The sequence below is a fragment of the Streptomyces sp. SS7 genome, assembly GCF_037993025.1.
Taxonomy (GTDB): domain Bacteria; phylum Actinomycetota; class Actinomycetes; order Streptomycetales; family Streptomycetaceae; genus Streptomyces.
This window is the reverse complement of the sequence record NZ_CP141223.1, coordinates 5,613,653-5,639,224: the sequence shown is the minus strand read 5'-3', so window position 1 is coordinate 5,639,224 and position 25,572 is coordinate 5,613,653. Positions and strand designations below refer to the sequence as shown.

The 25,572-nt window shown below is 72.7% G+C and carries 26 protein-coding genes; 7 read left to right on the top strand and 19 right to left on the bottom strand.

The window, feature by feature from the left end; all coding sequences use genetic code 11:
* The first annotated feature begins 166 nt into the window (after nucleotides 1-166).
* Nucleotides 167-889, top strand: coding sequence for an alpha/beta hydrolase (locus tag U5640_RS26135; RefSeq protein ID WP_340378174.1), 723 nt, complete (start codon nucleotides 167-169; stop codon nucleotides 887-889).
* Between the two features lie 34 nt (nucleotides 890-923).
* Here U5640_RS26135 and U5640_RS26130 read toward each other — a convergent pair whose 3' ends face one another.
* Together U5640_RS26130 and U5640_RS26125 are read right to left on the bottom strand one after the other, a co-directional pair.
* Complete coding sequence (locus U5640_RS26130) at nucleotides 924-1,109, bottom strand: hypothetical protein (protein ID WP_340378173.1); 186 nt, start codon at nucleotides 1,107-1,109, stop codon at nucleotides 924-926.
* A 61-nt stretch (nucleotides 1,110-1,170) separates the two neighbouring features.
* Nucleotides 1,171-2,268 (bottom strand): glycosyltransferase family 2 protein, encoded by a 1,098-nt coding sequence (locus U5640_RS26125; RefSeq protein ID WP_340378172.1) that lies wholly within the window; start codon nucleotides 2,266-2,268, stop codon nucleotides 1,171-1,173.
* Nucleotides 2,269-2,876: 608 nt separating this feature from the next.
* Between U5640_RS26125 and U5640_RS26120 the strand changes: the two genes are divergently transcribed.
* Complete coding sequence (locus U5640_RS26120) at nucleotides 2,877-3,242, top strand: VOC family protein (RefSeq protein WP_340378171.1); 366 nt, start codon at nucleotides 2,877-2,879, stop codon at nucleotides 3,240-3,242.
* A 76-nt stretch (nucleotides 3,243-3,318) separates the two neighbouring features.
* On the opposite strand, the gene U5640_RS26115 is transcribed toward U5640_RS26120, so the two are convergent.
* From U5640_RS26115 to U5640_RS26085, 7 genes are all read right to left on the bottom strand, one after another.
* Nucleotides 3,319-3,729, bottom strand: a complete 411-nt coding sequence (locus U5640_RS26115) for a nuclear transport factor 2 family protein (RefSeq protein ID WP_340375460.1) — start codon at nucleotides 3,727-3,729, stop codon at nucleotides 3,319-3,321.
* 5 nt (nucleotides 3,730-3,734) lie between these two features.
* Nucleotides 3,735-4,541, bottom strand: coding sequence for an MBL fold metallo-hydrolase (locus U5640_RS26110; RefSeq protein WP_340378170.1), 807 nt, complete (start codon nucleotides 4,539-4,541; stop codon nucleotides 3,735-3,737).
* Between the two features lie 84 nt (nucleotides 4,542-4,625).
* Nucleotides 4,626-5,243: a DsbA family protein gene (locus tag U5640_RS26105; RefSeq protein WP_340378169.1), complete on the bottom strand. Its 618-nt coding sequence runs from the start codon at nucleotides 5,241-5,243 to the stop codon at nucleotides 4,626-4,628.
* A 179-nt stretch (nucleotides 5,244-5,422) separates the two neighbouring features.
* The gene (locus U5640_RS26100) at nucleotides 5,423-5,920 is read right to left on the bottom strand and encodes a MarR family transcriptional regulator (RefSeq protein ID WP_340385341.1); all 498 of its coding nucleotides are present in this window, start codon (nucleotides 5,918-5,920) and stop codon (nucleotides 5,423-5,425) included.
* 104 nt (nucleotides 5,921-6,024) lie between these two features.
* Nucleotides 6,025-6,234 (bottom strand): hypothetical protein, encoded by a 210-nt coding sequence (locus tag U5640_RS26095; RefSeq protein WP_340378168.1) that lies wholly within the window; start codon nucleotides 6,232-6,234, stop codon nucleotides 6,025-6,027.
* Nucleotides 6,235-6,258: 24 nt separating this feature from the next.
* The gene (locus U5640_RS26090; protein WP_340378167.1) at nucleotides 6,259-8,637 is read right to left on the bottom strand and encodes an excinuclease ABC subunit UvrA; all 2,379 of its coding nucleotides are present in this window, start codon (nucleotides 8,635-8,637) and stop codon (nucleotides 6,259-6,261) included.
* A gap of 10 nt (nucleotides 8,638-8,647) precedes the next feature.
* Nucleotides 8,648-9,106 (bottom strand): helix-turn-helix transcriptional regulator, encoded by a 459-nt coding sequence (locus tag U5640_RS26085; protein ID WP_340385339.1) that lies wholly within the window; start codon nucleotides 9,104-9,106, stop codon nucleotides 8,648-8,650.
* A 216-nt stretch (nucleotides 9,107-9,322) separates the two neighbouring features.
* On the opposite strand from U5640_RS26085, the gene U5640_RS26080 reads away from it, so the two are divergent.
* Nucleotides 9,323-10,630 carry a chloride channel protein gene (locus tag U5640_RS26080; RefSeq protein ID WP_340385337.1) on the top strand — a complete coding sequence of 436 codons (1,308 nt, stop codon included), beginning with the start codon at nucleotides 9,323-9,325 and terminating at the stop codon, nucleotides 10,628-10,630.
* Here U5640_RS26080 and U5640_RS26075 read toward each other — a convergent pair.
* The 3 genes from U5640_RS26075 to U5640_RS26065 are packed head-to-tail and all read right to left on the bottom strand — an operon-like array spanning nucleotide 10,578 to nucleotide 15,411.
* Entirely contained in the window at nucleotides 10,578-12,401 is a 1,824-nt protein-coding gene (locus tag U5640_RS26075; protein ID WP_340378166.1) for a glycoside hydrolase family 15 protein, read from the bottom strand. The genes U5640_RS26080 and U5640_RS26075 overlap by 53 nt on opposite strands.
* Before the next feature lie 14 nt (nucleotides 12,402-12,415).
* Entirely contained in the window at nucleotides 12,416-13,834 is a 1,419-nt protein-coding gene (locus U5640_RS26070) for a DUF2252 domain-containing protein (protein WP_340378165.1), read from the bottom strand.
* Complete coding sequence (locus tag U5640_RS26065) at nucleotides 13,831-15,411, bottom strand: GMC family oxidoreductase (protein ID WP_340378164.1); 1,581 nt, start codon at nucleotides 15,409-15,411, stop codon at nucleotides 13,831-13,833. Before U5640_RS26065 ends, U5640_RS26070 begins: the two co-directional genes overlap by 4 nt.
* Before the next feature lie 281 nt (nucleotides 15,412-15,692).
* Here U5640_RS26065 and U5640_RS26060 point away from each other — a divergent pair, with 281 nt between their 5' ends.
* Nucleotides 15,693-16,337 (top strand): GAP family protein, encoded by a 645-nt coding sequence (locus tag U5640_RS26060; protein WP_340378163.1) that lies wholly within the window; start codon nucleotides 15,693-15,695, stop codon nucleotides 16,335-16,337.
* A gap of 10 nt (nucleotides 16,338-16,347) precedes the next feature.
* On the opposite strand, the gene U5640_RS26055 is transcribed toward U5640_RS26060, so the two are convergent.
* Both U5640_RS26055 and U5640_RS26050 read right to left on the bottom strand, forming a co-directional pair.
* Complete coding sequence (locus tag U5640_RS26055) at nucleotides 16,348-17,283, bottom strand: cyclase family protein (protein ID WP_340378162.1); 936 nt, start codon at nucleotides 17,281-17,283, stop codon at nucleotides 16,348-16,350.
* A 120-nt stretch (nucleotides 17,284-17,403) separates the two neighbouring features.
* Nucleotides 17,404-18,807 (bottom strand): hypothetical protein, encoded by a 1,404-nt coding sequence (locus tag U5640_RS26050; RefSeq protein WP_340378161.1) that lies wholly within the window; start codon nucleotides 18,805-18,807, stop codon nucleotides 17,404-17,406.
* Between the two features lie 181 nt (nucleotides 18,808-18,988).
* Here U5640_RS26050 and U5640_RS26045 point away from each other — a divergent pair, with 181 nt between their 5' ends.
* Nucleotides 18,989-19,432, top strand: a complete 444-nt coding sequence (locus U5640_RS26045; RefSeq protein ID WP_234360083.1) for a DUF6325 family protein — start codon at nucleotides 18,989-18,991, stop codon at nucleotides 19,430-19,432.
* 47 nt (nucleotides 19,433-19,479) lie between these two features.
* On the opposite strand, the gene U5640_RS26040 is transcribed toward U5640_RS26045, so the two are convergent.
* The 5 genes from U5640_RS26040 to U5640_RS26020 all read right to left on the bottom strand — a co-directional run bounded on the left by U5640_RS26040 (nucleotide 19,480) and on the right by U5640_RS26020 (nucleotide 24,040).
* The gene (locus U5640_RS26040) at nucleotides 19,480-19,851 is read right to left on the bottom strand and encodes a hypothetical protein (RefSeq protein ID WP_340378160.1); all 372 of its coding nucleotides are present in this window, start codon (nucleotides 19,849-19,851) and stop codon (nucleotides 19,480-19,482) included.
* Nucleotides 19,852-20,026: 175 nt separating this feature from the next.
* Complete coding sequence (locus tag U5640_RS26035; protein ID WP_340378159.1) at nucleotides 20,027-21,085, bottom strand: cytochrome d ubiquinol oxidase subunit II; 1,059 nt, start codon at nucleotides 21,083-21,085, stop codon at nucleotides 20,027-20,029.
* Complete coding sequence (locus tag U5640_RS26030) at nucleotides 21,082-22,518, bottom strand: cytochrome ubiquinol oxidase subunit I (RefSeq protein ID WP_340378158.1); 1,437 nt, start codon at nucleotides 22,516-22,518, stop codon at nucleotides 21,082-21,084. The genes U5640_RS26035 and U5640_RS26030 overlap by 4 nt, the downstream gene beginning before the upstream one ends.
* A gap of 70 nt (nucleotides 22,519-22,588) precedes the next feature.
* Complete coding sequence (locus U5640_RS26025; RefSeq protein WP_340378157.1) at nucleotides 22,589-23,431, bottom strand: SDR family oxidoreductase; 843 nt, start codon at nucleotides 23,429-23,431, stop codon at nucleotides 22,589-22,591.
* Nucleotides 23,432-23,608: 177 nt separating this feature from the next.
* Nucleotides 23,609-24,040 carry a hypothetical protein gene (locus U5640_RS26020; protein ID WP_340378156.1) on the bottom strand — a complete coding sequence of 144 codons (432 nt, stop codon included), beginning with the start codon at nucleotides 24,038-24,040 and terminating at the stop codon, nucleotides 23,609-23,611.
* A 124-nt stretch (nucleotides 24,041-24,164) separates the two neighbouring features.
* On the opposite strand from U5640_RS26020, the gene U5640_RS26015 reads away from it, so the two are divergent.
* Both U5640_RS26015 and U5640_RS26010 read left to right on the top strand, forming a co-directional pair.
* Complete coding sequence (locus U5640_RS26015) at nucleotides 24,165-24,470, top strand: SHOCT domain-containing protein (protein ID WP_340378155.1); 306 nt, start codon at nucleotides 24,165-24,167, stop codon at nucleotides 24,468-24,470.
* 22 nt (nucleotides 24,471-24,492) lie between these two features.
* Nucleotides 24,493-25,149, top strand: a complete 657-nt coding sequence (locus U5640_RS26010) for a GNAT family N-acetyltransferase (protein ID WP_340378154.1) — start codon at nucleotides 24,493-24,495, stop codon at nucleotides 25,147-25,149.
* Nucleotides 25,150-25,572 lie beyond the last annotated feature (423 nt).

The following is a 25,572-nucleotide window of genomic DNA, read 5'->3' as shown; positions in this document are numbered from 1 at the left end:
GGCGGGCCGCGGTGGCCGCTGCTACCTTCCGGGAGGCCGTGCGAGAGAACGAGGAGGTGGTACCCGTGAACGCAGTATCGACATGGGTGCTCCCCTCCGGGGTCACGGTCGGGCGATAGGTCGTCCGGGAGCGCCGTTTCACGAGCACTCCCGAAAGGCACGACCCATGCGCTTCCTTTCCGAGCGGCGTCTCGACGACGGCGTCCTCGAACGCGAATTCCTCCTCGGCGAGATCCCGGGCACCCTGTGGACGCCCGGGCCCGGACCGGCCCCGCTGGTCCTGATGGCCCACAACAACGGCCTGCCCAAGGCGGACCCCCGGCTGGTGGCCCGGGCCCGCTACACCGCGGCGCGCGGCTACACGGTGGCCACCATCGACGCCGCCGGGTGCGGCGACCGTCCCCGGTCGGCCGCCGCCGAGCAGGCCCGCGCCGACCTCCGGGGCGCCCTGCGGGCGGGTGAGCCGGTCGACGAGCTCTTCGAGTCGCTGATCGGCCCACTGGTCGAGAACGCGGCCCCGGAGTGGCGGACCACCCTGGACGCCCTCCTCGAACTGCCCCGGATCGGCGGCCCGGTCGCCTACTCCGGCGGGTGGGCCGCCCTCGGTATCCGGCTGGCGGTGACCGAGCCGCGGATCGTCGCCGCCGGCTTCTTCGCCGGCGGGTACGTGCCCCGTGCCCAGCGCGAGGAAGCCCGGCGGGTCACCGTTCCGCTGCTGTTCCTGCTCCAGTGGGACGACGAGGGCAATCCCCGGCAACGGGCCCTGGACCTGTTCGACGCCTTCGGCAGCGAGGAGAAGACGCTCCACGCCAACCTCGGGGGGCACACCGGCACCCCGTGGTTCGAGCTGGAGGACGGGTGCAGGTTCCTGGACCGGCATCTGAAGTGAGAGTCGGTGACCGGCCGCGGGGGTGAGGTTCGCGTCAGTGGCCGGCCGCGCTGGCGTCCTGACGGCGGCGGCGGGCGGCCGCGGCGTACGTGGTCAGGCCGCCCAGGACCAGGGCGAGACTGGCCGCGATGATCAGGTCGGTGGTGGACGAGGTGCCGGTGGCCGCCAGGGAGGCGGCCCCGGCGACGAGCCCGGTGCCGGTGCCGCTGAGGTAGTTCATGATCTTGTTCCTCTCGGTGACCTGTCGGTCGTGTGGGGATGGGCGGGACAGGGGGAAGCGGTCACTTCCAGGCGGAGACACCGGTGGCGTACGACTTCACCAGGGAGGTGACGAACCAGTACGCGCGCACGGTGGAGAAGACCAGGCCGGGCAGCATCAGGACGTCGACCAGGACGCCCTTCCAGCCGAGGTGGCGGGTACGGAAGGCGGCGTACACGATCCAGAAGGCGACCAGGCACAGCCAGGCCGGATCCAGGACGAAGCCCTTGCTCGCGATCACGCCGGTCCAGGCGGCCAGCCAGCCCAGGGTGTAGAGGAAGCCGGCGAAGCCGAGCACCATGCTGGTGATGGAGAACCACGTGTGCTTCGTCCAGCCGCGGCGGCGCAGGGTGTCGACCGTGCCGCGTCCCCAGCGCTCCCGCTGGCCGATCAGTTCCCGCAGCGTGGGCATGAGGTCGGTGTAGGCGATGCAGTGCTGGTTGGCCGTGACCTTCCAGCCCGCCTCCTTCAGCGCGAGCGTCGTCTCGTAGTCCTCGACCAGGTTGGCGTGGTCCTCCCAGAACACCTCGCCGCGCCAGCGCAGGATGCTCAGCAGTGCCTCGGTGCGGTAGAAGGAGCCGGCGCCCGACATGCTGTGGATGCCGAAGCGGTAGCGGCCCCGGGCGTAGCGGCCGTACTCCATGATCTGCATGCCCAGCAGGTAGCGCTGCCAGAGGTTCTTCCACAGTCCGGTGCGGCCGAGGCAGGTGGCGCTGAGGCCGCCCACGCGTCGGTCCGACGCCATGACGTTGCGCGCCCGCTCCAGGAACTTCGGGTGCAGAGTGGTGTCGGCGTCCATGACCAGCAGGTACTTCGCGGCGGCCGCGAGTCCGCCGGGCGTGCCGTGCAGCCAGCCGATGGCGTGGTTGAGGGCGCCGGCCTTCTTGTGCGGGTTGTCCGGCAGGTCGAAGACGACGGTGCGCGGTACGCCCGGGCGGTCGGCGAACGCGCGGGCGAACTCCTCGGTCCGGTCGGTGGAGTTGTTGACCACGATCACGATCAGGTCGGGCGGTGTGGTCTGCGCGGCCAGTGACTCCAGTGCCGGCAGGACACCGGCCTCCTCGTTGCGCGCGGGGAGGATCACGGCGGTCTCCAGCAGCGAGGGCGCCGCCTGGGTCACCAGCCGGCGCCGGTGGGAGCCGTGGGCGCGCCGGCCTCCGCGCCCGTGGTCGGGTCTGCCGGATCGGTCGGATCGGTCGGATCGGTCGGAACGGTCGGAACGGTCGGAACGGTCGGGACGGCTGGCCCGGGCGGGCCGTGTGGTGTCGTCCGTGGACGAGGAACCTGACGGCGCCCGTGCGGCCACGCGCGTATGGCCGGCGGTGGTCATGTGGTCGGACATGGTGTGGTGTTGCCCCCCGCGGCGTGAGCGCCGCTTCTTTCCGCGACGGCCTTCGGGCCGTCCGCTTGCCTGTTGCTGCCCGGTGCCGGGTGTCCCCGGCCGGGAGCGGACCCCACCACTGCGACGAGCGGCGGCACGAAGGGCCATTCTTGAGTCGCCGGTTACGGTCCCGGAAGAGTGACAGAGGGGCGTACGGGGGCCTTGAGGAGAGCCAGGGGGTGACGAAGGGGAGCGAGTGGTGAAGGTGGGGCGCGTTACGACTCCGCGCGCCTCCGGTGTCCGCCTCTTCTGCCGCCCCAGCCCGCGCCCCGCACCCCGTATCTCTCACCCCGCACCCCGCGGAAAACCGCCTGCGTTCCCGTAGCCCGTCCCTCTACGCTCGGTCGATGACCTTGGAATGGCGGCATGTGATCGTGCACGCGGCGGACCCGGCGGGCCTGGGGCAGTGGTGGGCGGAGGCGCTCGGCTGGGTCGTGGTCCACTCCTCCGAGGACGAGTTCGCGATCTGCCCGGCGCCGGACCGTCTGCCGGGGCTGGAGTTCGTCCGGCTCGACGAGCCCAGGCAGGGCAAGAGCCGGCTGCACCTCGACTTCGTGCCGGACGACCAGGACGCCGAGGTGGCGCGTCTGGTGGCCCTCGGCGCCCGGCACGTCGACATCGGCCAGGGTGAGCAGTCGTGGGTCGTCCTCGCGGACCCCGAGGGCAACGAGTTCTGTGTCCTCGGCCGACGGCGCCCGGAACCGGCTGCGTGAAGAACCGGGCGGCACCGCATCAGCGGTGCCGCCCGGTCGGATGTTGCCCGGTCGCTGTTCCCCGGTGGGCGCGGCCTCAGTCGGTCATGGCCTCGCGGACGAGGGCGGTGTCCACGAACTGTTCGAAGCGGACGACGAGTCCGCCGCGGACGACGAAGTGGTGGGCGACGCGGACGTCGATGTTCTTGCCGGTGGCCTTGTGGGTCGCGGTGTAGCGGGCCAGGACGACGACGTTCTCGCCGTCGACGACGTAGGTGTCGTCGTGGGCGGTCCAGCCGTCCCAGTCCTGGCCGAGCTTCTCCATGACGTGGGAGGTCACGCCCTCGGGGGTGCGGTAGGTGCCGGCCAGCGGGAAGCCGGCCATCTCGGTCCACTCCACGTCCGGGGCGAGGGTGGCGCGCAGGGCGTCCAGGTCGCCCGCGGCCGAGGCCAGGTACTGCCGGCGTACGACGTCGGCGGGCGCGGAGGAGGTGGCGAAGTCGCTCATGCCGGTCAGCCCCACGTCATCTCGCCCTTGGCGACCTTCGCACCGATCTGCGCGGCGATCAGCATGCCGTTGTCCGGGTAGCGCTTGACCAGCGCCTCGGTGAGCGCGGCCCCGTCCGCGGCCTTGCCCAGCTCCTCCTCGAAGGCGAGGAGGTAGTCGCGGGTGGAGGTGATCGCGGAGGCGTCGGCGGCGGTGCCGGGCAGCCGGTGGCCGGGGACGACCAGCTCCGGGTCGAGGGCGGCCATGCCGTCGAGCAGGTCGATCCAGGCGGCGCGGTCACCGGGGGTGGGGGTGTCGGCGACCCAGACGTGCTCCTGCTGGAAGAGCAGGACGCCGCCGAGGAGGGCGCGGTGTCCGGCCTGCCACAGGTAGTGGCGGTCGGGCAGTCCGGCCGGGCCGCCCCGGAGCTCGAAGGTGTGGCCCTCCAGGGTGAGGTCGCCGGTGAGCGGGGTCAGGTCGACCAGCCGGGTGGGGAGGTTGGGGCCCAGGGCCGCCCAGGCCTTGAGCTTGCCCTCGTAGGAGTGCGCGATGTGCTCGATGACGATCGGGGTGGCGACGAAGACGGCGTCGGGGAAGGCGTCGGCGACGACCTCGGCACCGAAGTAGAAGTCGGGGTCGCCGTGGCTGACGAAGACGGTGGTCAGCTTCTTGCCCGAGTCGAGGACCTCGGCGACCAGGCGGTGACCGTCGGCACGGGTGAAGCCGGCGTCCACCAGCAGCGCCTCCGACTCACCGGTGACGAGGGTGGCCGTCTTGTTCTTGCTGCCGGCCGGGAAGTCCAGATCGAGGACCTTGAAGGAGAGGGTGCTCATGGGATGACTCCTTGTGAGGGGACTGGGTGGGGACGGGGACGGTGGGGTGCGTACGTCAGGGACGTCTCACGGATGTCACGGACGTCAGGGCGTGCGGAGGGACGCCAGGCGGCGGTCGATCTCGTCCGCGGTGGAGTGGCCGTGGGCCAGTGCGGTGACGTGGTCCCCGCGCAGGGCGAGCAGGGTGGGGAAGCCGGTCACACCGAGCGAGGCGGCCCGGTCGAAGTCGGCCCGTGCCCACGCCTGCGCCCCGGGGCCCTCGAAGGAGGCGACCACGGCGTCGGCGTCCAGCCCGGCGTCCTCGGCGACCTTCCGCAGGGTCGCGGCGTCGGAGAGGCTGAGGCCGTCGACGTAGAAGGCCCGCTGCAGGGCGGGGGCCAGTTCCGCGGCCCGGTCGGGGGCGGCCCGGCGCAGGGCGGCCAGGGCGCGCGCGGCGGCCTCGGAGTCCATCACGAACGTGCCGTCGGCGATCAGCCGCTCGTACGGCTCGCCGAACTCGGCTCCGGTCAGCCGGGCGATCTCGGCGTTGGCGCCCTGGACGTAGCCGAACGCGCGGATCGGGACGCGGCGGGCTCCGGTGAACAGGCCGCCGGAGACCACCTCGACCGGCAGTTCGGGGTGCCGGGAGACGACTTCGCCCAGTGTGGCGGAGAAGCCGTGCGACCAGCCGCAGTAGGCGTCGAAGGCGTAGACGAGCTTCATCGGGGTCCTCGGGAGGATGCGGCGCCCGCGGGATGCGAACGATTCGTCTGCTCAAACAGTAACTGACCCGTCAGGTATTTCCTCAATCGTGTGACGGCTGCCACAGCTTGCTTCTCGATGTCAGTACACCAAGGAACCCGTCCGGCCGCAGCGTGGGAGCCGCGGCCCGGGCGGGGGGCTCAGGGCAGGCGCGGCAGGACGTCCCGGGCGGAGTGGCTCAGGATCCGCAGGTCCTCGGCGAACCGTTCCCGGTGCTCGGCCGGCAGCGGGTCGAGGAAGTAGCGGCGGATGTTCTCCACGTGCAGCCGGGACGCGCGGACGGTGGTCTCCTCGCCGAGAGGGGTCAGCCGCACCAGGCGGCCGCGCCGGTCGTCGGGGTCCTCGGTGCGCTCGACCAGCCCGGCCGCCTCCATCCGGTCCACCAGGCGCGTCGCGCCGCCCGTGGTGAGCACCTGCTCCTGCGCGACGGCCCGCATCGACAGACCCGGCTCACCGGCGCGCCCGAGGATCAGCAGCACCTCGAACATCAGATGGGTGACGCCGCACTCCAGCTCCAGCGAGCGGCCCAGGATGTACTCCAGCCGGTTCGCCGCGCCCTGAAGCCGCCCGAAGGCCAGCACCAGCGCGTTGTTCGCCGCTTCCCTCGGCGAGGAGATCTCCTCCGCCCACTCGTCCACGCCCTCGCCACCCTTTCTGGTCTCCGGGTGGTCCGGAGCACCGATCACGCTATTGTGCCGGACCGCCCTGGGGCGACCGACGGCCAGCGCTCGCGCGGTAACGGTTACGGCCCTGTCGCCTCGCGCACCCGCGGTCCCACCCGTACGGCCCGCGCGCCGCCCCCGTCACCGGCGCCCCCCTCGCCACCCGTTCCGCCCGAGCCGCCCGCCGTGTCCGGTCCGCCCGCGATCCGCACGTACGGCAGCGCGATGTCGTGCTCGCGCAGAGCCGTCTCGTAGCGGGACAGCAGCGTGCCGAGGGTCCATCGAGCCATCTCACCCGGCGACAACGGGTGGGCTCAACCCCGTTGCGGGGCCCCCACGTACGCCGCCAGATGCTCGCCGGTGAGGGTCGAGCGGGCCGCGACCAGGTCGGCCGGGGTGCCCTCGTAGACGACGCGGCCGCCGTCGTGGCCGGCGCCGGGGCCGAGGTCGATGATCCAGTCGGCGTGGGCCATGACCGCCGGGTGGTGCTCGACGACGATGACGGACTTGCCGGCGTCGACCAGGCGGTCCAGCAGGCCGAGGAGTTGTTCCACGTCGGCGAGGTGGAGGCCGGCGGTGGGCTCGTCGAGGACGTAGACGCCGCCCTTGTCGGCCATGTGCGTGGCGAGCTTCAGACGCTGGCGTTCGCCGCCGGAGAGGGTGGTGAGGGGCTGGCCGAGCGTGAGGTAGCCGAGGCCGACGTCGGCGAGCCGGCCGAGGACCCGCTGCGCGGCCGGGGTGTGCGCCTGTCCGCCGCCGAAGAACTCCTCGGCCTCGGCCACCGACATCGCCAGCACCTCGGTGATGTCCCGGCCGCCGAGGTGGTGGTCGAGGACCGCCGCCTGGAAGCGCCGCCCCTCGCACTCCTCGCAGGTGGTGGCGACGCCGGCCATCATCGCGAGGTCGGTGTAGACGACCCCGGCGCCGTTGCAGGTGGGGCAGGCGCCCTCGGAGTTGGCGCTGAACAGCGCGGGCTTGACGCCGTTGGCCTTGGCGAAGGCCTTGCGGATCGGGTCGAGGAGTCCGGTGTACGTGGCCGGGTTGCTGCGGCGCGAGCCGCGGATCGGCGCCTGGTCGACCGAGACGACCCCCTCGCCGGCCGGGATGGAGCCGTGGATCAGGGAGCTCTTGCCGGAGCCGGCGACCCCGGTGACGACGGTCAGCACCCCGAGCGGGACGTCCACGTCGACGTCGCGCAGGTTGTGGGTGGCCGCGCCGCGGATCTCCAGCTTCCCGGTGGGGGTGCGCACGGTGTCCTTGACGGCGGCCCGGTCGTCGAGGTGGCGGCCGGTGACGGTGTCGCTGCCCCGCAGCCCGGCCACCGCGCCCTGGAAGCAGACGGTGCCGCCGGCGGTGCCCGCGCCGGGGCCGAGGTCGACGACATGGTCGGCGATCGCGATGACCTGCGGCTTGTGCTCCACGACGAGGACGGTGTTGCCCTTGTCGCGCAGGCGCAGCAGCAGGTCGTTCATGCGCTGGATGTCGTGCGGGTGCAGCCCGGTGGTGGGCTCGTCGAAGACGTACGTGACGTCGGTGAGCGAGGAGCCGAGGTGACGGATCATCTTCACCCGCTGGGCCTCGCCGCCCGAGAGGGTGCCGGCGGGCCGGTCGAGGGCGAGATAGCCGAGGCCGATCTCCGTGAACGAGTCGAGGCTCTGCCGCAGGGCTTCGAGCAGCGGCGCCACGGTCGGCTCGGACAGTCCGCGCACCCAGTCGGCGAGGTCGCTGATCTGCATCGCGCACACGTCGGCGATGCTCAGCCCCTCGATCTTCGAGGAGCGGGCGCCCTCGCCGAGCCGGGTGCCGTCGCACTCGGGGCAGACCCTGAAGGTCATGGCCCGCTCCACGAACGCCCGTACGTGCGGCTGGAGCGCGTCGACGTCCTTGGCGAGCATCGACTTCTGGATCTTCGGGATCAGCCCCTCGTACGTGAGGTTGACGCCCTCGACCTTGATCTTGGTGGGTTCCTTGTGGAGCAGGTCGTGCAGCTCGCGCTTGGTGTAGCGGCGGATCGGCTTGTCGGGGTCGAAGAAGCCGCAGCCGCGGAAGATGCGGCCGTACCAGCCGTCCATGCTGTAGCCGGGGATCGTGAGCGCGCCCTCGTTGAGGGACTTGGTGTCGTCGTAGAGCTGGGTCAGGTCCATCTCGGTCACCGAGCCGCGGCCCTCGCAGCGCGGGCACATGCCGCCGGTACGGGTGTACGTCGCCTTCACGGCGCGCTGGGTGCCGCGCTCCACGGTGATCGCGCCGCTCGCGCGGACCGAGGCGGTGTTGAAGGAGTAGGCGCTGGGCGGGCCGATGTGCGGGGTGCCGAGCCGGCTGAAGAGGATGCGGAGCATCGCGTGGGCGTCGGTGGCGGTGCCGACGGTGGAGCGGGGGTCGGCGCCCATCCGCTGCTGGTCGACGATGATCGCGGTGGTCAGCCCGTCGAGCACGTCGACCTCGGGCCGGGCCAGGGTGGGCATGAAGCCCTGGACGAAGGCGCTGTACGTCTCGTTGATCAGCCGCTGCGACTCGGCGGCGATCGTCCCGAAGACGAGCGAGCTCTTGCCGGAGCCGGAGATGCCCGTGAACACCGTCAGCCGGCGCTTGGGGATCTCGACGCTGACGTCCTTGAGGTTGTTCACGCGTGCTCCGTGCACACGGATCAGGTCGTGGCTGTCGGCGAGGTGCGGGAGGGCGGTGTGGGCCATGCGGCTCACGCTACGGGCGGGGACCCGCTTTCGCTTCTCCATTCCTGACGGCGTCCCCGACGGCATCCCCGACGGCGTCCCGGTCGGCGTCGGGGCCCGCATCCCCGCCCGCGTCCCGGGCGGCCTTCCTGACCGGCCTGGTGTGGATCTTGGCATAGCAGGCGGGGACGGCGGCGCCCTCGTCGTGGGCGCGGGCCCGGTAGGCGCTCGGGGTCTCGCCGACGATCTCGGTGAACCGCGAGCTGAACGAGCCGAGCGAGGTGCAGCCGACCTCGAAGCAGACCTCGGTGACGCTGAGGTCGCCGCGCCGCAGCAGCGCCTTGGCGCGCTCGATGCGGCGGGTCATGAGATAGCTGTACGGCGTCTCGCCGAAGGCGGCGCGGAAGCTGCGGGAGAAGTGGCCGGGGGACATCAGGGCGAGGCGCGCCAGCGCGGGCACGTCGAGCGGCTCGGCGTAGTGACGGTCCATCGCGTCGCGGGCCCGGCGCAGCCGGACGAGGTCCTCCAGGGTCACGGGACCACGATCGCACAGGGGTGGGTGCCGCGGGGTGCTCACGGCGTGGCAGCGGGCAACACCGGGCGATACGGATAGCTTCGTTCCGTTATGAGCGAAGACAAGAGCGGAGAGACGACGGGCAGCCGGACGACGGGCAGCCAGCCCCAGGAAGCCGATGTGCTGCGGACCATGCTGAACCGGCCGGAGTACCGCAGGGCGCTGGTGTTCTGCGGGCTGATCGGCATCCCGGTGGCGCTGATCGCGTTCTGGTTCCTCGCGGCGGTCAACAAGCTGGAGCGGCTGATCTGGCAGGAGTGGCCGCGGGACCTGGGCTGGCAGCACGCCCCCTGGTGGTGGGGGCTGCCGCTGCTGACGGTGGCGGGGCTCGTGGTCGGTGTGGTGGTCGCCCGGTTCCCCGGACGGGGCGGGCATCTGCCGGCGGGCGGACTGCACGCGGGCGGGGTCACCAGGGCGGCGCTGCCCGGGGTCGTGGTGGCCGCGATGGTCGGTCTGCCGCTCGGGGTGGTGCTGGGCCCCGAGGCGCCGCTGATCGCTCTGGGCGGCAGCCTCGCGCTGCTGTTCGCGAGCCTGGTGCGGGCGCCGCAGACCGAGGCGAGCACGGCGCTGCTGGCGGCGGCCGGGTCCGCGGCGTCCATCTCGGCGCTGTTCGGGAACCCGGTGGTGGGCGCGGTGCTGCTGATGGAGGTGGCCGGGGTGGGCGGACCGCAGCTGTTCGCGGTGATGCTGCCGGCCCTGCTGGCGAGCGGCGTCGGAGACATGATCTTCACCGGGTTCGTGCACTGGACCGGCTTCGAGACGGGCAGCCTGGACATCGGGCTGCCCAAGCCTCCGCCGCTCGACTGGCCGGACGTGCTGTGGGTGCTGGTGCTGGCGCCGGCCGTCGCGTTCGTCGTCCACTGGATCTTCGTGGGCGGCCGGTTCACCGCCGGGTTCGTCACGACGCACACCGTGCGCAACACCACCCTGTGCGGCCTCGGCGTCGGGGTCTGCGTCACCCTGTACGCGGTCTCCACCGGGCGTTCGCCGGCCGAGGCCGCGCTGTCCGGGGAGGCGGCCCTGTCCGAGCTGGCGAAGGACCCGCACGCCTGGCCGGCGGGCGCCCTGGTCGCCGTCCTCGCGTTCAAGGCGCTCGCGTACGCGGTGAGTCTGGGCAGCCTGCGCGGGGGCCCGGTCTTCCCCTCGCTGTTCCTGGGCGGGGCGGTCGGCGCCCTGGTCGCGCCGCTGCCCGGGCTCGGTCTGGTGCCCGCGATGGCGGCCGGGATGGCGGCCTCGGTGACGGCGGCCCTCAGGGTGCCGGTGAGCAGTGTGGTGCTGGTCGTGCTGCTGCTCGGGAACGTGGACACGGTGGCGCTGGTGGTGCTGGCCGCCGTGCTCTCCTTCGTCGTGGTCGAGATGCTGCCGCAGGGTCCGGCGATCCCGCCGTTCAGCGCACCGGCATCCGGTCGAGCGCGTCGTCCAGGGTCGACGCGGCCATGATCAGCGACAGATGGGTGAAGGCCTGCGGGAAGTTGCCGAGCTGCTCCCCGCTCGGGCCGATCTCCTCGGCGAACAGGCCGACGTGGTTGGCGTACGTCTGCATCTTCTCGAAGGTGTAGCGGGCCTGCGGGAGCCGGCCGGCGCGGGCGAGGGCGTCGACGTACAGGAAGGTGCACAGGCTGAACGTGCCCTCCGAGCCGCGCAGTCCGTCGGGTGAGGCCGCCGGGTCGTAGCGGTAGACCAGGCTGTCGGAGACCAGCCGCTGGTCGATGGCGTCGAGGGTGGACAGCCAGCCGGGGCTGCGCGGGGCGATGAAGCCGACGCGCGGGGCGAGCAGCAGCGAGGCGTCGAGGACGTCACCGCCGTAGTGCTGGACGAGGGCCTGTTCCTTCTGGCTCCAGCCGCGTTGCATGACCTGTTCCAGGACCTCGTCGCGGGCCCGGGTCCAGCGCGCGGTGTCGCCGGGCCGGCGGAACTCCTCGGCCATGCGCAGACAGTTGTCGAAGGCGGCCCAGCACATCACCCGGCTGTAGGTGAAGTCCTTGCGGCCGCCGCGGGTCTCCCAGACGCCCTCGTCGGGCCGGTCCCAGTGGTCGCTCAGCCAGTCCATGAGCCGGGTCAGGCCCTTCCAGCCGTGGTAGCCGACCTGCTGGCCGATCTCCTCGATGCCCTCGGACATCGCGTAGAACACCTCGCCGTAGATGTCGAGCTGGAGCTGGTCGGCGGCGGCGTTCCCGGCGCGTACGGGGCGCGAGCCCCGGTAGCCCTCGAAGTGGTCGAGGGTCTCCTCGGTCAGCACGGGGTCGCCGTCGACCCGGTACATGATCTGCAGCGGTTCGGCGCCGGAGCCGTCGCGGGCCCGCAGCCGGTCGCCCAACCAGCGCACGAACTGGGCGGCCTCCTCGACGAAGCCCAGGTCGAGCAGGGCCCGCACGGACAGCGAGCCGTCGCGCACCCAGGTGTAGCGGTAGTCCCAGTTGCGTTCCCCGCCCACCTGCTCGGGCAGTCCCATGGTGGCGGCGGCCACGGGGGCGCCGCTCGGCCCGTACGTGAGGAGCTTGAGGGTGATGGCCGAGCGGTTGACCATGTCCGGCCAGCGGCCCCGGTAGCGGGAGGTGCGCACCCAGCGCTGCCAGAAGTCGATGACCTCCCCCATGCCCGCCTCGGCCGAATCGACGGTGGTCGGCGGCGGGGCCTCGCCGTCCGGGCCGCACACCGTGAACACGGCCGCCGCCGACTGGCCGGCGTTCAGCGTGACCGAGCCGCGGACGTCCGTGCCGTGCGCCTCCAGCGGGAACGTCGTGCGCAGGTACCCGGTCGCCCCGCGGGTACGGAAGGCGGCGGACCCGTCGGCCAGGTCGAGGGTGTGGTTCGCCCGGCCGTAGTCGAAGCGGGGCCGGCAGTCCAGGTCGAAGCGCACGGTGCCGCGCACGGTCCGCACCACCCGCACCACGGAGTGCCGGTCGGACGGGGTGCGGGAGGCGATGACGGGCATGTGGTCGAGGACCTCGCCGACCCCGTCCGGCGACAGGAAACGGGTCACGACGACGGCGCTGTCCGGGTAGTACAGCTGGCGGCGCGTCACCTCGGGGGCGGTGGGCGCGAACAGGAAGTGTCCGCCGCGCTCGTGGTCCAGCAGGGACGCGAAGACGCTGGGCGAGTCGAAGCGGGGCGCCGCCAGCCAGTCGACGACCCCCTCGGAGGTCACCAGCGCGGCGGTCTGGAGGTCGCCGATCAGCCCGTGGTCGGCGATGGGCGGGTAGCGGTCCATGGCGCGCCCTCCCCTCAGGCCGACTCGGCGAGGACGCGACCTGCCCTGACCGCGTCGAGGAGGGCCTGGTGGTCCTTCTCGTTCTGGTCGGCGTACAGCTCGGCGAAGGTGGCGAGCGCGCGGTCGAAGACGTCCGCGCGGCCCAGGTAGGAGGCGATCGCGATGCGGTCGCCGGAGCGGGCGTGGGCGCGGGCCAGGGTGGCACCGCACAGCCGGCCGAACAGACCCATCTGTTTCGGCGACATGTTCTCGGCCACGGCGATGCCCTTCCAGTCGCGCAGCTGACGGACGTAGAAGTCCCGGCGGCGGCCGTCGGCGCCCGTGACGCGCTCCCAGCCGAGGAAGATGTCGCTGGTGGCCTGCATCAGCCGTTGCCCGGCGACGACCCGCTCGCCCTGGGTGCGGAACCCGCTGGCACCCGCGTAGGGCGCCAGGACCGACTCGTCGGCCTCCTTGGCCTGGAGGAACAGCGGGTCCTCGTCGTCCTTGCCGAGCAGCAGGACGATCCAGCAGCGGGTGCCGACGCTGCCCACGCCGACGACCTTGCGCGCGATGTCGGCGACGCGGTAGCTCTCCAGCAGGAAGCGGCGGTCGGACTCCAGGGTCTGGCCGTAGCGCTCGACGAGCCGGCTGAGCTCCGTCTCCAGCGCGCCGCGCTCAGCTTTCGGATACAGGCTGTCGAGCCGGACCAGCAGCGGCGGGTCGTTGGCGATGCGGCGTTCGCCGTCGACGACATGGGTGAGTTTTTCGAAGACCTGCAGGGTGTCGCGCCCCCGGGCCCGCTCCCGGGTCTGCGCCCAGCGCTCACTGGTCTCGGCGTCGAGATCCAGGCCGGACTGCTCCTGGAGTTCGTCCGCCTCGAAGCGGGTGTACCAGACCTCCAGGTTGGTCATGCCCGCGAACGTGCGCATCGCCTCGCGGTACGCCCCTACGGCGGCCCGCACCACCCGCGCCCGTTGCTTGGCCCCGAAGCCATTGGCGCGGCCCGCGATGACCAGGCTCGCCGACAGCCGTTTGACGTCCCACTCCCAGGGGCCGGGCAGGGTCTCGTCGAAGTCGTTGATGTCGAACATCAGCCGCCGTTCCGGCGAGGCCAGCAGCCGGAAGTTCAGCATGTGCGCGTCGCCGCAGCACTGCACCCGGATGCCGGTGCGGGGCGTCTCGGCGAGGTCGGCGGCCATGATGGCGGCGGCGCCCCGGTAGAAGCGGAACGGGGACTCGCTCATCCTGCCGTAGCGGATCGGCACGAGTTCGGGGACCCGCTTCGCCGACTGTCCCTCGATGATGTCGACCGGGTCGGTGCGCTTGGGGGGCGGGGCGAACTCGGCGTGCGCGGACCTCGGGACGGCGTCGCGGGCCGCCTTGCCGCGCTCGGCGCGCTCCCTCGGGGTGCGGTGGCGCATGTCGTGACCGGTGGGGTTGCTCTCGTTCATTGCAGACGCTCCACGATGTGGTCGCCGACGCGCAGGGCGTTGGCGATGGCCGTCAGCGACGGATTGACCGCGCCGATGCTCGGGAAGAAGCTCGTGTCGACGACGTAGAGGTTGTCGAGGTCGTGGGCCTTGCAGCTGACGTCGAGCGCGGAGCTCGCGGGGTCGTCGCCGAAGCGGACCGTGCCGGCCTGGTGGGCGGTGGCGCCGATGGGCATGCCCTTGTGCAGGTAGATGCTGTGCGGCAGCAGCCGGTGCTCGTGCATCCCGAGATGTCCGAGCAGGTGCTGCAGTTCGTGCCGCAGCCGGTCGAGACCGGCGGTGTTGTTCTTCTCGTCCAGGGCCAGGTGGACGGCGCCCTCGCGGTCGAGGGTGACGCGGTTGCCGGGGGCGGGCAGGTCCTCGCCGCACAGCCAGAAGTCGACGGCGTGGTGGGCGAGCACCTCGAAGGGCATGTCCGGGGAGACCGCGCCCGCCCAGCGGGGCGCCTCCCCGTGGATCTGGTCGGCGTCCGACTTGCCGAGCATCTGGATGCCGCCGAGGGGGAAGTCCCAGTCGTCGGAGCCCAGGTACCAGTCGTGCAGGGCGAGCGTCTTCTGGAACCGGGTGTCGTTCGGCTCCTTGGAGACGGCCATCAGCGCGAGGTTGTTGTGCCGCATGTAGTACCGGCCCACCACGCCCGAGCTGTTGGCCAGCCCGTCGGGGTGCCGGTCGCAGGCCGACCGCAGCAGCAGGACCGCGGAGTTGACCGCGCCGCAGGCCACGACCACGATGTCGGCGCCGAACCGCTCGGTCGAACCGTCCGGCAGCACCGCCTCGACCGCGGTGACGGCCCGCCCGGCCGGGTCGGTGAGCAGACGGCGGACCTCGGCGCCGGTGAGCAGTTCCACGTTGTCGTGGCGCAGGGCCGGGTCGACGCAGACGACCTGGGCGTCGGACTTGGCGCCCAGCAGGCAGGGGAAGCCGTCGACGCGGTCGCAGCGGATGCACACGCTGTCGCGGGTGGCCCGGCCCCGCTCGTCCTGGGTGAGGTCGACGCCGATCGGCAGGTGGAAGGGGTGCAGGCCCTGCTTCTCCAGGTCGTCGCTCAGCTGCTGGATGCGCGGCTCGTGCCGGACCGGCTCATGGGCGTACTGCGCGCTCGTGGGCCCCTCGGTGGGGTCCTCGCCGTGCCGGCCGTGCACCCGGTAGAGGTGCTCGGCCTGGGTGTAGTACGGCTCCAGGTCCTCGTACGACAGCGGCCAGGCCGGGGAGAGCCCGTCGTGGTGGCGCAGCTCGCCGAAGTCCTCCGGGCGCAGCCGGAACAGGGCGGCGCCGTAGAACTTGGTGTTCCCGCCGACGTAGTAGTTGACCTCGGGCGGGAAGGCGTGGCCGTGTCGGTCGTACCAGAATTCGGGGGCGCGGTACTTGCCGCGCACGAAGACCGCCGTGGAGTCCCAGTTGTCGCGTTCCCGGGGGAGGTAGTCACCCCGTTCGAGCATCAGGACGCGCTTGCCGCTGGGGGCCAGCCGGTGGGCGAGGGTGCCGCCGCCCGCACCGGTACCGATGACGATGACGTCGTAGTGCCGCGCCTCGGACATACGGACCGCCGTCCTCGGAGCACGTACGTGCTGCCGGATGGAAGAGAACAGGAGAACAGGGGCACAGAGGCTGGTTCAGGCTGTTTCCGGTGGTGGGGGGGACTGATCGGCCGCGGTCCGGCTACCAACGTAGCTCCGGACGGGTGACCCGGCGAGTCGGCCCCGGGGGCGCAGCCGGCCGGACGCCGGGGTGCGGGGGTGTGGCCCGGCGGTGACCATGAAGCCATGGGCGAGAGAGCGGTCGCGGGGCGGGGGCGGGGGCCCTGCGGGCGGGCGCGAGGGTGCTTGACCTGGTGCTGATCGGGGTGGCGATCGCCGTCTTCCCGCTGTCGGTGACGGCGTTCGTGCCGGTGCTGTCGGCGCGCGGCGGCGCCTGGAAGGGCCTCGCCTTCATCGTCTCCTGGCTCGCCTGCTTCGTGGCCGTCCTGGCCGCCGTCCTGCTCACCACGGGCGGGGAGCCCCCGGCGCCCCGGTCGCCGCCGTCCACCACCGCCTCCGCCGCCAAGCTCGCCATCGGCGCGGGGCTCCTGTGGTACGGCCGGCGCCGGCACCGGCGCGGACCGCGTGACCGCACGTCATCCGGCGGCATGTCGGCCCGGCTCGACCGGATCTCCGGACGGACCGCGGCGGGCCTGGCGCCGCTGCTGCAGCCGTGGGGGCTCGTGGCGGCGGGCGCGGCGACCGTGGTGGGTGCGGACCTGTCCCACACCTCGTCCTGCGTGGCCCTCGTGGTGTACTGCGCCATCGCCACCAGCGGCCTCGGGGCGATGGAGGTGTACGCGGTGCTCGCCCCCGACTCGGCCCGCGCCCGTCCGGGCGGGCTGCGCCTCTGGCTGGAGTCCTGTCAGGAGCGGGCACTGGTCGCCGTGGCGCTGGTGGCGGGGCTGTTCCTGGTGGCGCGGAGCCTCCACCAGCTGACGTCCTGAACCCCGCGCCTCAGAGCACGGCGATCGGGTTGACCGGCGCACCGGTCGCCGCCGGCAGCCGCAGCGGCGCGATCACGCACAGGAAGGACCAGCGCCGCTCGGCCGCGCACAGCGGCAGCACCTCCTCCAGCCGCAGGTAGTCCAGCAGATGCAGCCCCATGGCGTGTACGGCGAGGACGTGCACGGGGAAGTCCACCCCGCGTACCGGGCTGGGCGCGGTGTCGCTGTTGCCGTCGCCGCCGAGCACCGCCACCCGCCGCTCGGCCAGCAACTCCAGCGCCGCCGGATCGAGTCCGGCCCGCGCGACGGAGGCGTCCCAGGGCCCGAGTTCCTCGCGGCGGCGCCGGTGTCCCACGCGGACCAGCAGGAGGTCGCCGGGGCCGGTCCGCACGCCCTGCCGGTCCTCGGCGGCCTCCAGGTCCCGCGCGGTGACGCTCGTCCCCGGTTCGAGCCAGGGCAGGCCGTGCAGCCCGGCGATGTCCAGCAGCACGGCTCGTCCCACGACACCGTCGCGCAGGAGGTCGACGGAGAGGGTCCGCGCCCCGTCGGGGGTGAGGGCGTCGGCGGCCGGGAGCCCGCCGTGCACGGTGTCGTCGTAGAGGACGTGACACAGGGCGTCGAGGTGGGTGTTGACGTCACCGTGGACGTCCATGGCGAACCGGTCCCGGGCGAACTCCAGGCCCCCGCCGGGCGCCGGTACCCCGCCCTCCGGTGCGGTGAGCCGGTGCTCGGCGGGCCGCGGGTCGTCCGGGGCGGCGACGGTGTTCACCGGTGCGGCCAGCGACACCGTACGGCCCGAGCGCACCTCGCGTACGGCGGCCAGCACCCGGTCGGGGGTGAGGGTGTCGAGGGCGCCGCGCGGGGAGGCGGCGCCGGGTGCCGTGCTCAGCAGCCGCCGGTACAGCGACCGGAAGGCCGACTCGCCGAGCCGGTGGGAGGTCAGCATGTTTACCACCATCGACCCGAACCCGGCCACGCGCACCCGAAGCCGTACCGTCGGCCCGGCTGCCTTCAGCCCGCCGCCCCGTCTGCCTTCAGCCCGCCGACCCGTCGACCCGTCGACCCGTCAGACGGGGCTCGGTGCGCCCTCCGGCCCGCTGGCGCCGCTGGCCCCGCTGCCCCCGGTGTCTCCGCTGTCTCCGGTCTTCCCGGCCTCGCCGGTGGCCCCCGTGTCCCCGGTGTCGAGGAACTCGCGGATGCCGAAGGCGGCCAGCACGATCACGGCCGTCCAGATCACCACCGCCGTGGTCGGATAGCTCCAGGTGAACAGGACGATCGCGGCCACCGCGAGGATCGCCACCCCGATCCACTTCTTGAAGCGGTGCACGAACCGTCCCACCGGGCCGAGCCGCAGGCCCGCCGAGACGGCCACGTCCCGGCCCGCGCCGATGCCCTTGGTGAAGAAGTGCCGGGTGAAGACGGCCGGCCGGGAGGGCCCGACGAAGAACGCGCCGATGGCCGTGACCAGGGCCAGCGCCCCGACCGCCCGCACACTGGAGCGCAGGAACCGCACCAGCGCGTCGTAGATCGCGCCCGCCGCGCCCTCGTTCGTGCCCGGCGGCAGGTGGTCGAGGTACACCGCGCGGAAGACGGTGAGGGCGACGCCCAGCAGCACCATGGCGAGGAAGAAGCCGATCGCGGCCCCGATCAGCGCCCGCCGCCGGTGGGCGGCCACGAACACGCCCGCGGCCGCGACCAGCACCGCGATGATCGGCAGCCAGTTGCCGACGACCTCCAGGATGCGCATGTACGTCTTGATCTTGCCGATGTCCTTGCCCTGGACCACCACGAAGTCCGTGTGGACGGCCGGGATCTTCGACGCCACGGTCAGTCCCGACGCGACCAGCCGGTCCTTCACCTGGGCGACGATCGGACCGACGTCGATGGCGACCTGATCGTCCTTCAGCTGCACGACACTGTCGGAGCTGCCCGTCAGCGCCTTGTCCACCGCCGCGTGGGCCCGGCGGTTGGCGTTCTTCCACGCCGTCTCGAAGGCGGAGCTGGAGACCACGCGCATGACGGTGGTGCTGATCAGTTCCTTCAGGCCGCTGGTGATGGGACCGTCGAGGTTGGTGACGAGACCGGCGATCTTGGGCGGCACTCCCTTCTCCGCCGCCGCGTCGCTGAGCTGCTTGACCAGCCCGTCCACGTCGATCTGCCGGATCACGGCGTCGGTGACGCGGGTGGTGACGGCCTTCTGGACGTCCGGGTTCGAGGCGAGCGGTGCCACCGTCGCGACATAGCGGTCGGTGTCCCGCACGATGCTGTTCGCCCAGACCGCGACCACCGCCAGCAGGGCCAGCAGGGACGCCAGGATGATCAGCAGGGTGGAGCCGAGCGCGCGCAGTCGGTGCTTCGGTTCGTGCCGGGCGCTCTCCAGCTCCCGCACCCGGCGGTGCAGTTCCTCGATCTCACGCTCCTGGGCGCGGTCCGGCTGCCGCTCCGGCGGCGGTGTGTCGCTGCCTGTCATGCCTCCGAGAAGATCCCGGCGGGGTCCGGCGGGCGAGCCGGGAGCGGCCGACGGGGTGACCGGACGGGCCGCGGGAGGGCCGGGCGGGTGACCGGGCGGGTGACCGGGCAGCGGGTGCGACGGCCCTTGTCCGGTGTTGCAATGGCTGTCGGGGGACCCCCGAGCACCAGAGGTGACGGCCGTGAGCGAGCACATCGAGGAGATGGGACCCATCGACTACCTGGTCGTGGAGTTCCCCGGCAACCGCATGACGGGTGAGGCCTTCCCGCTGCTGGTCGATCTGGTGGACCGCGGCATCGTCCGGATCCTGGACCTGATGTTCATCAGGAAGGACGAGGACGGCTCGGTGACCGCCCTGGAGATCGCCGATCTCACCGGTGACGGGGAACTGGACCTCACCGTCTTCGAGGGCGTCCACTCCGGTGTGCTGGGCCAGGACGACCTGGAGGAGGCGGCCGCGGCGGTGGAGCCGGGCAACTCCGCCGGGCTGCTGGTGTACGAGAACCTGTGGGCGGCGCCGTTCGCCGCGGCCCTGCGGCGCGGTGGTGCCCAACTGGTCGCCTCCGGACGGCTGAACGTCCAGGCCGTCCTCGCCTCCCTCGAAGCCGCCGAGGCAGCCTCCTGAGCCCACCCGCCGGTCCGCGGGATCGGCACCCGGCCGGCCCGGCCGCCTCAGCCGCCTCCGCCCACGACGGAGTAGCTCAGCCACGGGGACTGGCCGTCCGTGTACTCGACGGACATCTGCGTGCCGAGGTAGAACGACTCGCCGCCGACGCGACCGCTCTGGTCGTTCCCGGCCGTCGTCAGCACACAGTCCGTGTTGGCGTACAGCCGGATGTCGTCGTCGGTGAAGTTGTCGACGTGGTGGGCGCCGCCGGGCAGCGGGTGGCAGCCGTCGCGGGAGGGGCTCTGGATCTGCACCACCCGCTTCTCGGGGGTCGTGTACTCGATCGTGCCCACGGCGGAGTGCCCCGTACAGCCCGCGACGGCGAGCAGGAGAACGACGGCTGCGGCCCGCCGGCCGGCGCGGCTGTGACAGATCATGGCGACGGGTCCTCGTCTGTGCGGGAAGCCCTGCGGAAGGATCGTCGGGCTCCGGTCGTCGGGCTCTCTTGCGCCCAGGCTGCCGCGGCCCGCGGTCCGCGTCATCCGGGACAGGACCAGTCGTATGAATCCGGGCCGGGGCGGCGCCCGCTCACCCGGGCTCTCACGCGGGCGCTCACGCAGGCCTCTCCGGGCCGTCGCCGCCCGGTGCCGCCCGGCGCAGGTCGGCGTCGGTGAGGGGCTGGAGGGCGCCCTTGGTGTCGAGGCGGTAGAGCAGCACCAGCGGCGGCCCGACGAGCACCGCCGCGATCAGCGTGACCAGGGCGAGCCAGTGCAGGGTGGTCGAGGCGCCGGCCGCCTGCGAGACGGTCAGCGACGTGGGGATGAGGTACGGCCGCTGGGCCGTGCCCCACGCGAAGACGACGAGGGCGACCGAGGCGGCCGCCGTGAGCCGGGCCCACCCGGTGGCCGTGACGTGGAGCAGCACGGCGGTGGCGAGCGCGCAGCAGGCCGCGAGGACCACCAGGAGCAGCCCGGTCCCGCCGGTGAGCCCGTCGTACACGTACCGGGCGTCGTCGTGGGTGATGCCGAGGCCGACGCACGCCAGGACGGCGATCGCGCCGAGGCTCGCCCAGGCGCGCAGCCGGAAGTAGCCGACGAGCGGGGTCTGTCCGAAGCGGCGGGCGTCGGCGGTGAGGTTGACCGCCCCGAGGTACGCGGTCGCCGCGACGGTGAGCAGGCCCGCGATCACGGACGTCTTGTTGGACCAGGCGTCGGCCGAGGCCGGCGTCCCGGGGGCGACCCGGCCGGTGGCGAGGCCGCCGACGACCGCGCCGAGGAAGAACGGCGTCAGCAGGGAGGCGACGGCGAACACGGCGCCGTAGACCCGGCGTCCGGCGAGCCGCCGGGTCGGCTTGCGCAGGGCGAACCCGGCGCCGCGCAGGACCAGGCCCACCGCGGCGAGCGCCAGCGGGAGCCACATCGCCGAGAAGACGGTCTGGAACAGGACCGGGAAGCCGGTCCACATGACGACCAGGATGAAGATCAGCCAGACGTTGTTGGCCTCCCACACCGGCGCCATCGCGTGGTCGACGAGCCACCGGGGCCGCCGCCCGCGCTCGGCTCCGCCGGCCACCAGGTCCCAGAACCCGGCGCCGTAGTCGGTGCCCCCGGCGCAGGCGTAGGCGGCGACCAGGACCAGCAGCACCCAGGCGATGACGCTCTCGATGCTCATCCCCGCCCACCGTCCCCGGGGACGGGACCCGGCGTGCCCGACATCGCCCGCGGCCCGTACGGAATCTCGCTCTCCGGTTCCTCCGGCTCCCCCGGCTGCCCAGGCCCGTCCGGCCCGTCCGGTCCCTGCCGTACGGCGTCCCCGGCCGCGTCGGCCGCCCGCCAGCGGGCGCTCATCCGGCGGACGACGGTCAGGAACGCGGCGAAGGCGCAGACGTAGACGACGACCACGATCCCGAACATCGTCCACAGCCCGTACGCGTGCGTGCCGGTGACCGCCTCCGACACGCGCATGTGCTCGTACACGATCCACGGCTGGCGGCCCACCTCGGTGGTGATCCAGCCGCACTCCACGCACACCAGGCAGGCGGCGCCGGCGACGGCCGCGCACCGGAAGAACCAGCGCGAGCGGGGCAGGTCGCGGCGGCGCAGCCAGATCCAGCCGTACCAGAGGGCGAGCAGGACCAGCAGGCTGCCGAGGGTCACCATGATGTCGAACGTCCAGTGCACGAGGGTGGCCTGAGCGGCCGTCGGGCGGGTGTCGGCGGGGACCGCGGTGAGGCCCTGCACCTTGGTGGAGGGGCTGAAGCCCGCCAGGATCGAGTCCAGTTGGGGGATCTTGACGCCGCCGGAGATGCTCCCGTCGGAGTGCAGGATCCCGAACATGTACTCGGGCACATGGGTGCCGGTCCTCCAGACGATCTCCATGGCGGAGAACTTCACCGGCTGCTGGTGGAAGACGGCCCGCGCCAGTGAGTCGCCCAGCATGAACTGGACCGGGGTGAGGAGGGCGGCGACCGTGAACGGCACGGTGAAGCCGAGCCGGTGGTAGCGGTCCCGGCGGCCGCGCAGCCAGCCGACCGCGTACACGCCGGCCACGCAGTACGAGGCGGTCATGTAGGCGGCGCCCATGAAGTGCCAGTACTCGGGGCCGAAGATCGGGGTGAAGATCGCCCGTCGTACGTCGACGGAGACGGGGTCGCCGGACGCGCCGAGGGTGAAGCCGCGGGGGGTGTTCATCCAGGAGTTGGCGGCGATGATCCCGAACGCGCCGAGCCACGCGGACGCGCACAGCGGGACCCCGACCCAGAAGTGCGGCCAGGGGCGCAGCGTGCGCCAGCCGTACAGGTAGACGGCGATCAGGACGGCCTCCAGGAAGAAGGCCCAGCCCTCGATGCCGAAGGCCAGCCCGAAGACGTCGCCCCAGCGGCCCATCATGCCGGGCCACAGCAGCCCGAACTCGAAGGACAGCACGGTGCCGGTGACGATGCCGATGGCGAACTGCACGGCCATCACCGCCGACCAGCGACGGGCGAGGCGCAGCGCGGCTTCGTCGCCCTTGCGCAGCCCGCGGTGGTGCAGCAGCAGGGTGAGGAAGGGCAGCGCGACCCCGAAGGGCACCAGGAGGATGTGGGTGGCCAGGGTGAAGGCCATCTGTTCGCGCGCGGGCAGCAGTTGGGGCGGGGTCGCGGCGAGGACCCCGGCGGCGTGGACGGCGTCGATGTCAGCCGCCGGTGGCGAAGCCGGGGAACAGCGTCATGCCGCCGTCGACGTAGATCGTGGTGCCGACGACGTAGTCGAGCAGGTCGGAGGCGAGGACGGCGACCGTGTTGGCGATGTCGTCGGGGTCGCCGACCCGGCGGTAGGGGATCAGCCGCAGCAGGGCCTCCTCGGCCTCCGGGGTGTCCCAGGCGCTGCGGTTGATGGGGGTGCGGATCGCGCCGGGGGCGACGGCGTTGACCCGGATGCGGTAAGGGGCGAGTTCCTGGGAGAGGGTCGCCATCAGCATCAGCACCCCGCCCTTGGACGAGGCGTAGTTCACGTGCCCGGCCCAGGGGATGAGCTGGTGCACCGAACTCATGCAGATGATCTTCCCGGCGGACCGGGAGACCTCGGGGACGACTCCGCGCCGCAGGAACTCCTTGGTGGCCTCGCGGGCGCACAGGAACTGGCCGGTGAGGTTGACGTCCAGCACCTTGTGCCACTGTTCCATGGTCATGTCGGTGATGGGGGCGTCCCGTTGCAGGCCGGCGTTGGGGACCATGATGTCGATGGTCCCGAACTCCCCGACCATCGCGGCGACCATGTCGACGACCTGGTCCTCCTGGGAGACGTCCGCCTCGTGCGCGTAGGCGCGGCCCCCGAAGCCCTCGATCTCGCGGACCACCTCCTCGGCGGCCTCCCGGCCGGAGACGTAGTTCACGACGACATCGGCGCCCACCCGCCCGAGCGCCACCGCGGTCGCCCTGCCGATGCCGGAATTCGCACCCGTGACGAGTGCTTTCTGGCCTTTCAGCAGGGGAAAGGCGATGGGCTGGATTCCCGGGCTGCCGTTACTGGTCTCCACTGATGTCTCCCTACGGGTGCGCCCCCGTGGCCGGGGAATTCCACACCCCACGAAAACACCGGCGCGCCCTCGGGGCCCGGTGGAGCGTGCCCCGGCGGCACGTGCGGGTGACCGCCGGGGCCGAACGGCGCAGTGCCGTGCGGAGAGGGGGAGACGTGGAGGGGTGGGGTCGGGCCGTCAGGTCATCGCCCGGGTGTCCCTGCTCGGGCCGACGCACAGCGCCCAGAGCACGAAGCCGTCGATGACGATCAGCATGACCGCCCAGAACGGGTACCAGGGCAGCCACGCGAAGTTGGCGATCATGGACAGGCCCGCGAGCACGATACCGACGAAGCGGGCCCACATGGCTCCGCTGAACAGGGCGATGCCCGCCAGCGTGACCACGATGCCGAGCACGAGATGCATCCAGCCCCACCCCGTGAGGCTCCACTGGAAGGTGTAGTTCCGCGTCGAGACGAACACGTCGTCCTCGGCTATGGCGGCTATTCCCTCGAATATCGCCATGACGCCGCCGAACACCATCATGATCGCGGCGAACAGTGTCCAGCCGGACACGGCCATTCCCCCGCGGGCCGTGGTGTCCGTCATTCCCCTGCCGTGCGTGGCCATGTCGAGCTCCTTCGCTGAGGCGAACACACAGGATCAGGCTGCCACGGATTGCCGAACCCGGCAGATCAGGACAGAGCGTGCTGCAATGGAGAGCCAAGAGACAAGAGACGAAAAGGGGATCGCCATGCCTGGTCTTCTGCGCGGAGTCGCCCGCACCGCGGTGGTGGCGGGAACGGCGACCGCGGTCTCCAACCGGGTGTCACGCCGTCAGCAGGGCCGCTGGGCCGCCCAGGCCGAGGAACAGCAGGCGTACCAGCAGCCCCAGGGCTACCAGCAGCCCCCGCCGGCGCCCGCGCCCGCAGCTCCCCCTTCCACCGCGGACGAGATGACCAACAAGATCGACCAGCTCAAGCAGCTCGGCGATCTGAAGGCCCAGGGCATCCTGAGCGAGGCCGAGTTCGAGGAGCAGAAGCGCCGGCTGCTCGCCTGAGGGCCCGGCGTACGATCGCCCGATGCCGCCCCTCCCGCCCCTCCCGGTCGTCCTTCGCGCCGCCGCGCACCCCGGCGCCCCCGCCCTCGCCCTGCGCCCCTGGCGCCCGGCGGACGCGCCCGCGCTGGTGGCAGCGCTGCGGGACCCCGTGCTGCGGCGCTGGACGAGTCACCGGGTGGACGACGAGGCCGACGGGGCGCGCTGGATCGCCGCCCAGCAGGAGGGGTGGACGTCCGGCACCCGCTTCTGCTTCGCCGTGATGGAGGAGCACGCCGGCCCGGAGGACGGCGAGAACACCGACGACGACCGTCCGGGTGGGCTGCTGGTCGGTCAGGCGGTGCTGAAGACGGCCGGTCCCGGCGCCCCCACCGCCGAGGTGGGCTACTGGACGGCCGCCCCCGCGCGCGGCCGGGGCGTGGCGCCCCGCGCCCTGCGCGCCCTCACCGACTGGGCCTGCGCCACCTTCGCGCCGGCCGGCCTGAGCCGCCTGGAACTCCTGCACCAGGCCGACAACGACGCGTCCTGCCGGGTCGCCGAGAAGACGGGGTACGTCCTCGAAGGCGTCCTGCCCCCCGCACCGCCTGCCTTCCCGCGCGAGGGCCACCGCCACGTACGGATCGTCACCGCGGCGTCACGCCTCGTCACGCCGGAGGACTCCGCGTCCCGCCCCGTCGTCTGAGTCCCGCGCGGGCCGGTCCGGACAGGCCCGCGGCGACGAGCACAGGGCGCCGGTCTGCGGAACGGCATGCGGGGCGGTATGCGGGGCGGCATGCGGGACGGCATGCGGGGCGGTGTGCGAGACGGGCGGCGCGCGACCGCATGGACGGGGAGAGCGCCCCGACCGGCACGGCTCGCGGGACGGACACCGTGCGGGCCTGCCCGGCCGACAGCCTTCGGGTGACCGCCCGGCAGGCCGCCGAGCGCCCGGCCGGCACCGCGGACCGGCGCGGCCGTCGTCGCGTTCACCCACGTCACCCGGACCCCCTGTGCCCTGGCGGGCCACCCCGCCGTCGCGGGCGCGGCGCGTCCGGCGCGGACCCGTGACGTACCCGGCGCGGACCTGTGACGTACGGCGCCGGTCGTCGGTCCGCCGGGCTCGGGC

What these genes read in the sequence shown, in the direction of transcription:
- U5640_RS26135 (WP_340378174.1), top strand. Translation starts at nt 167, where the DNA reads ATGCGCTTCCTTTCCGAGCGGCGTCTCGACGACGGCGTCCTCGAACGC.
- U5640_RS26130 (WP_340378173.1), bottom strand. Translation starts at nt 1,109, where the DNA reads ATGAACTACCTCAGCGGCACCGGCACCGGGCTCGTCGCCGGGGCCGCC.
- U5640_RS26120 (WP_340378171.1), top strand. Translation starts at nt 2,877, where the DNA reads ATGACCTTGGAATGGCGGCATGTGATCGTGCACGCGGCGGACCCGGCG.
- U5640_RS26115 (WP_340375460.1), bottom strand. Translation starts at nt 3,729, where the DNA reads ATGAGCGACTTCGCCACCTCCTCCGCGCCCGCCGACGTCGTACGCCGG.
- U5640_RS26110 (WP_340378170.1), bottom strand. Translation starts at nt 4,541, where the DNA reads ATGAGCACCCTCTCCTTCAAGGTCCTCGATCTGGACTTCCCGGCCGGC.
- U5640_RS26105 (WP_340378169.1), bottom strand. Translation starts at nt 5,243, where the DNA reads ATGAAGCTCGTCTACGCCTTCGACGCCTACTGCGGCTGGTCGCACGGC.
- U5640_RS26095 (WP_340378168.1), bottom strand. Translation starts at nt 6,234, where the DNA reads ATGGCTCGATGGACCCTCGGCACGCTGCTGTCCCGCTACGAGACGGCT.
- U5640_RS26090 (WP_340378167.1), bottom strand. Translation starts at nt 8,637, where the DNA reads ATGGCCCACACCGCCCTCCCGCACCTCGCCGACAGCCACGACCTGATC.
- U5640_RS26085 (WP_340385339.1), bottom strand. Translation starts at nt 9,106, where the DNA reads ATGGACCGTCACTACGCCGAGCCGCTCGACGTGCCCGCGCTGGCGCGC.
- U5640_RS26080 (WP_340385337.1), top strand. Translation starts at nt 9,323, where the DNA reads ATGCTGAACCGGCCGGAGTACCGCAGGGCGCTGGTGTTCTGCGGGCTG.
- U5640_RS26075 (WP_340378166.1), bottom strand. Translation starts at nt 12,401, where the DNA reads ATGGACCGCTACCCGCCCATCGCCGACCACGGGCTGATCGGCGACCTC.
- U5640_RS26070 (WP_340378165.1), bottom strand. Translation starts at nt 13,834, where the DNA reads ATGAACGAGAGCAACCCCACCGGTCACGACATGCGCCACCGCACCCCG.
- U5640_RS26065 (WP_340378164.1), bottom strand. Translation starts at nt 15,411, where the DNA reads ATGTCCGAGGCGCGGCACTACGACGTCATCGTCATCGGTACCGGTGCG.
- U5640_RS26055 (WP_340378162.1), bottom strand. Translation starts at nt 17,283, where the DNA reads ATGCTGACCTCCCACCGGCTCGGCGAGTCGGCCTTCCGGTCGCTGTAC.
- U5640_RS26050 (WP_340378161.1), bottom strand. Translation starts at nt 18,807, where the DNA reads ATGACAGGCAGCGACACACCGCCGCCGGAGCGGCAGCCGGACCGCGCC.
- U5640_RS26040 (WP_340378160.1), bottom strand. Translation starts at nt 19,851, where the DNA reads ATGATCTGTCACAGCCGCGCCGGCCGGCGGGCCGCAGCCGTCGTTCTC.
- U5640_RS26035 (WP_340378159.1), bottom strand. Translation starts at nt 21,085, where the DNA reads ATGAGCATCGAGAGCGTCATCGCCTGGGTGCTGCTGGTCCTGGTCGCC.
- U5640_RS26030 (WP_340378158.1), bottom strand. Translation starts at nt 22,518, where the DNA reads ATGGCCTTCACCCTGGCCACCCACATCCTCCTGGTGCCCTTCGGGGTC.
- U5640_RS26020 (WP_340378156.1), bottom strand. Translation starts at nt 24,040, where the DNA reads ATGGCCACGCACGGCAGGGGAATGACGGACACCACGGCCCGCGGGGGA.
- U5640_RS26015 (WP_340378155.1), top strand. Translation starts at nt 24,165, where the DNA reads ATGCCTGGTCTTCTGCGCGGAGTCGCCCGCACCGCGGTGGTGGCGGGA.
- U5640_RS26010 (WP_340378154.1), top strand. Translation starts at nt 24,493, where the DNA reads ATGCCGCCCCTCCCGCCCCTCCCGGTCGTCCTTCGCGCCGCCGCGCAC.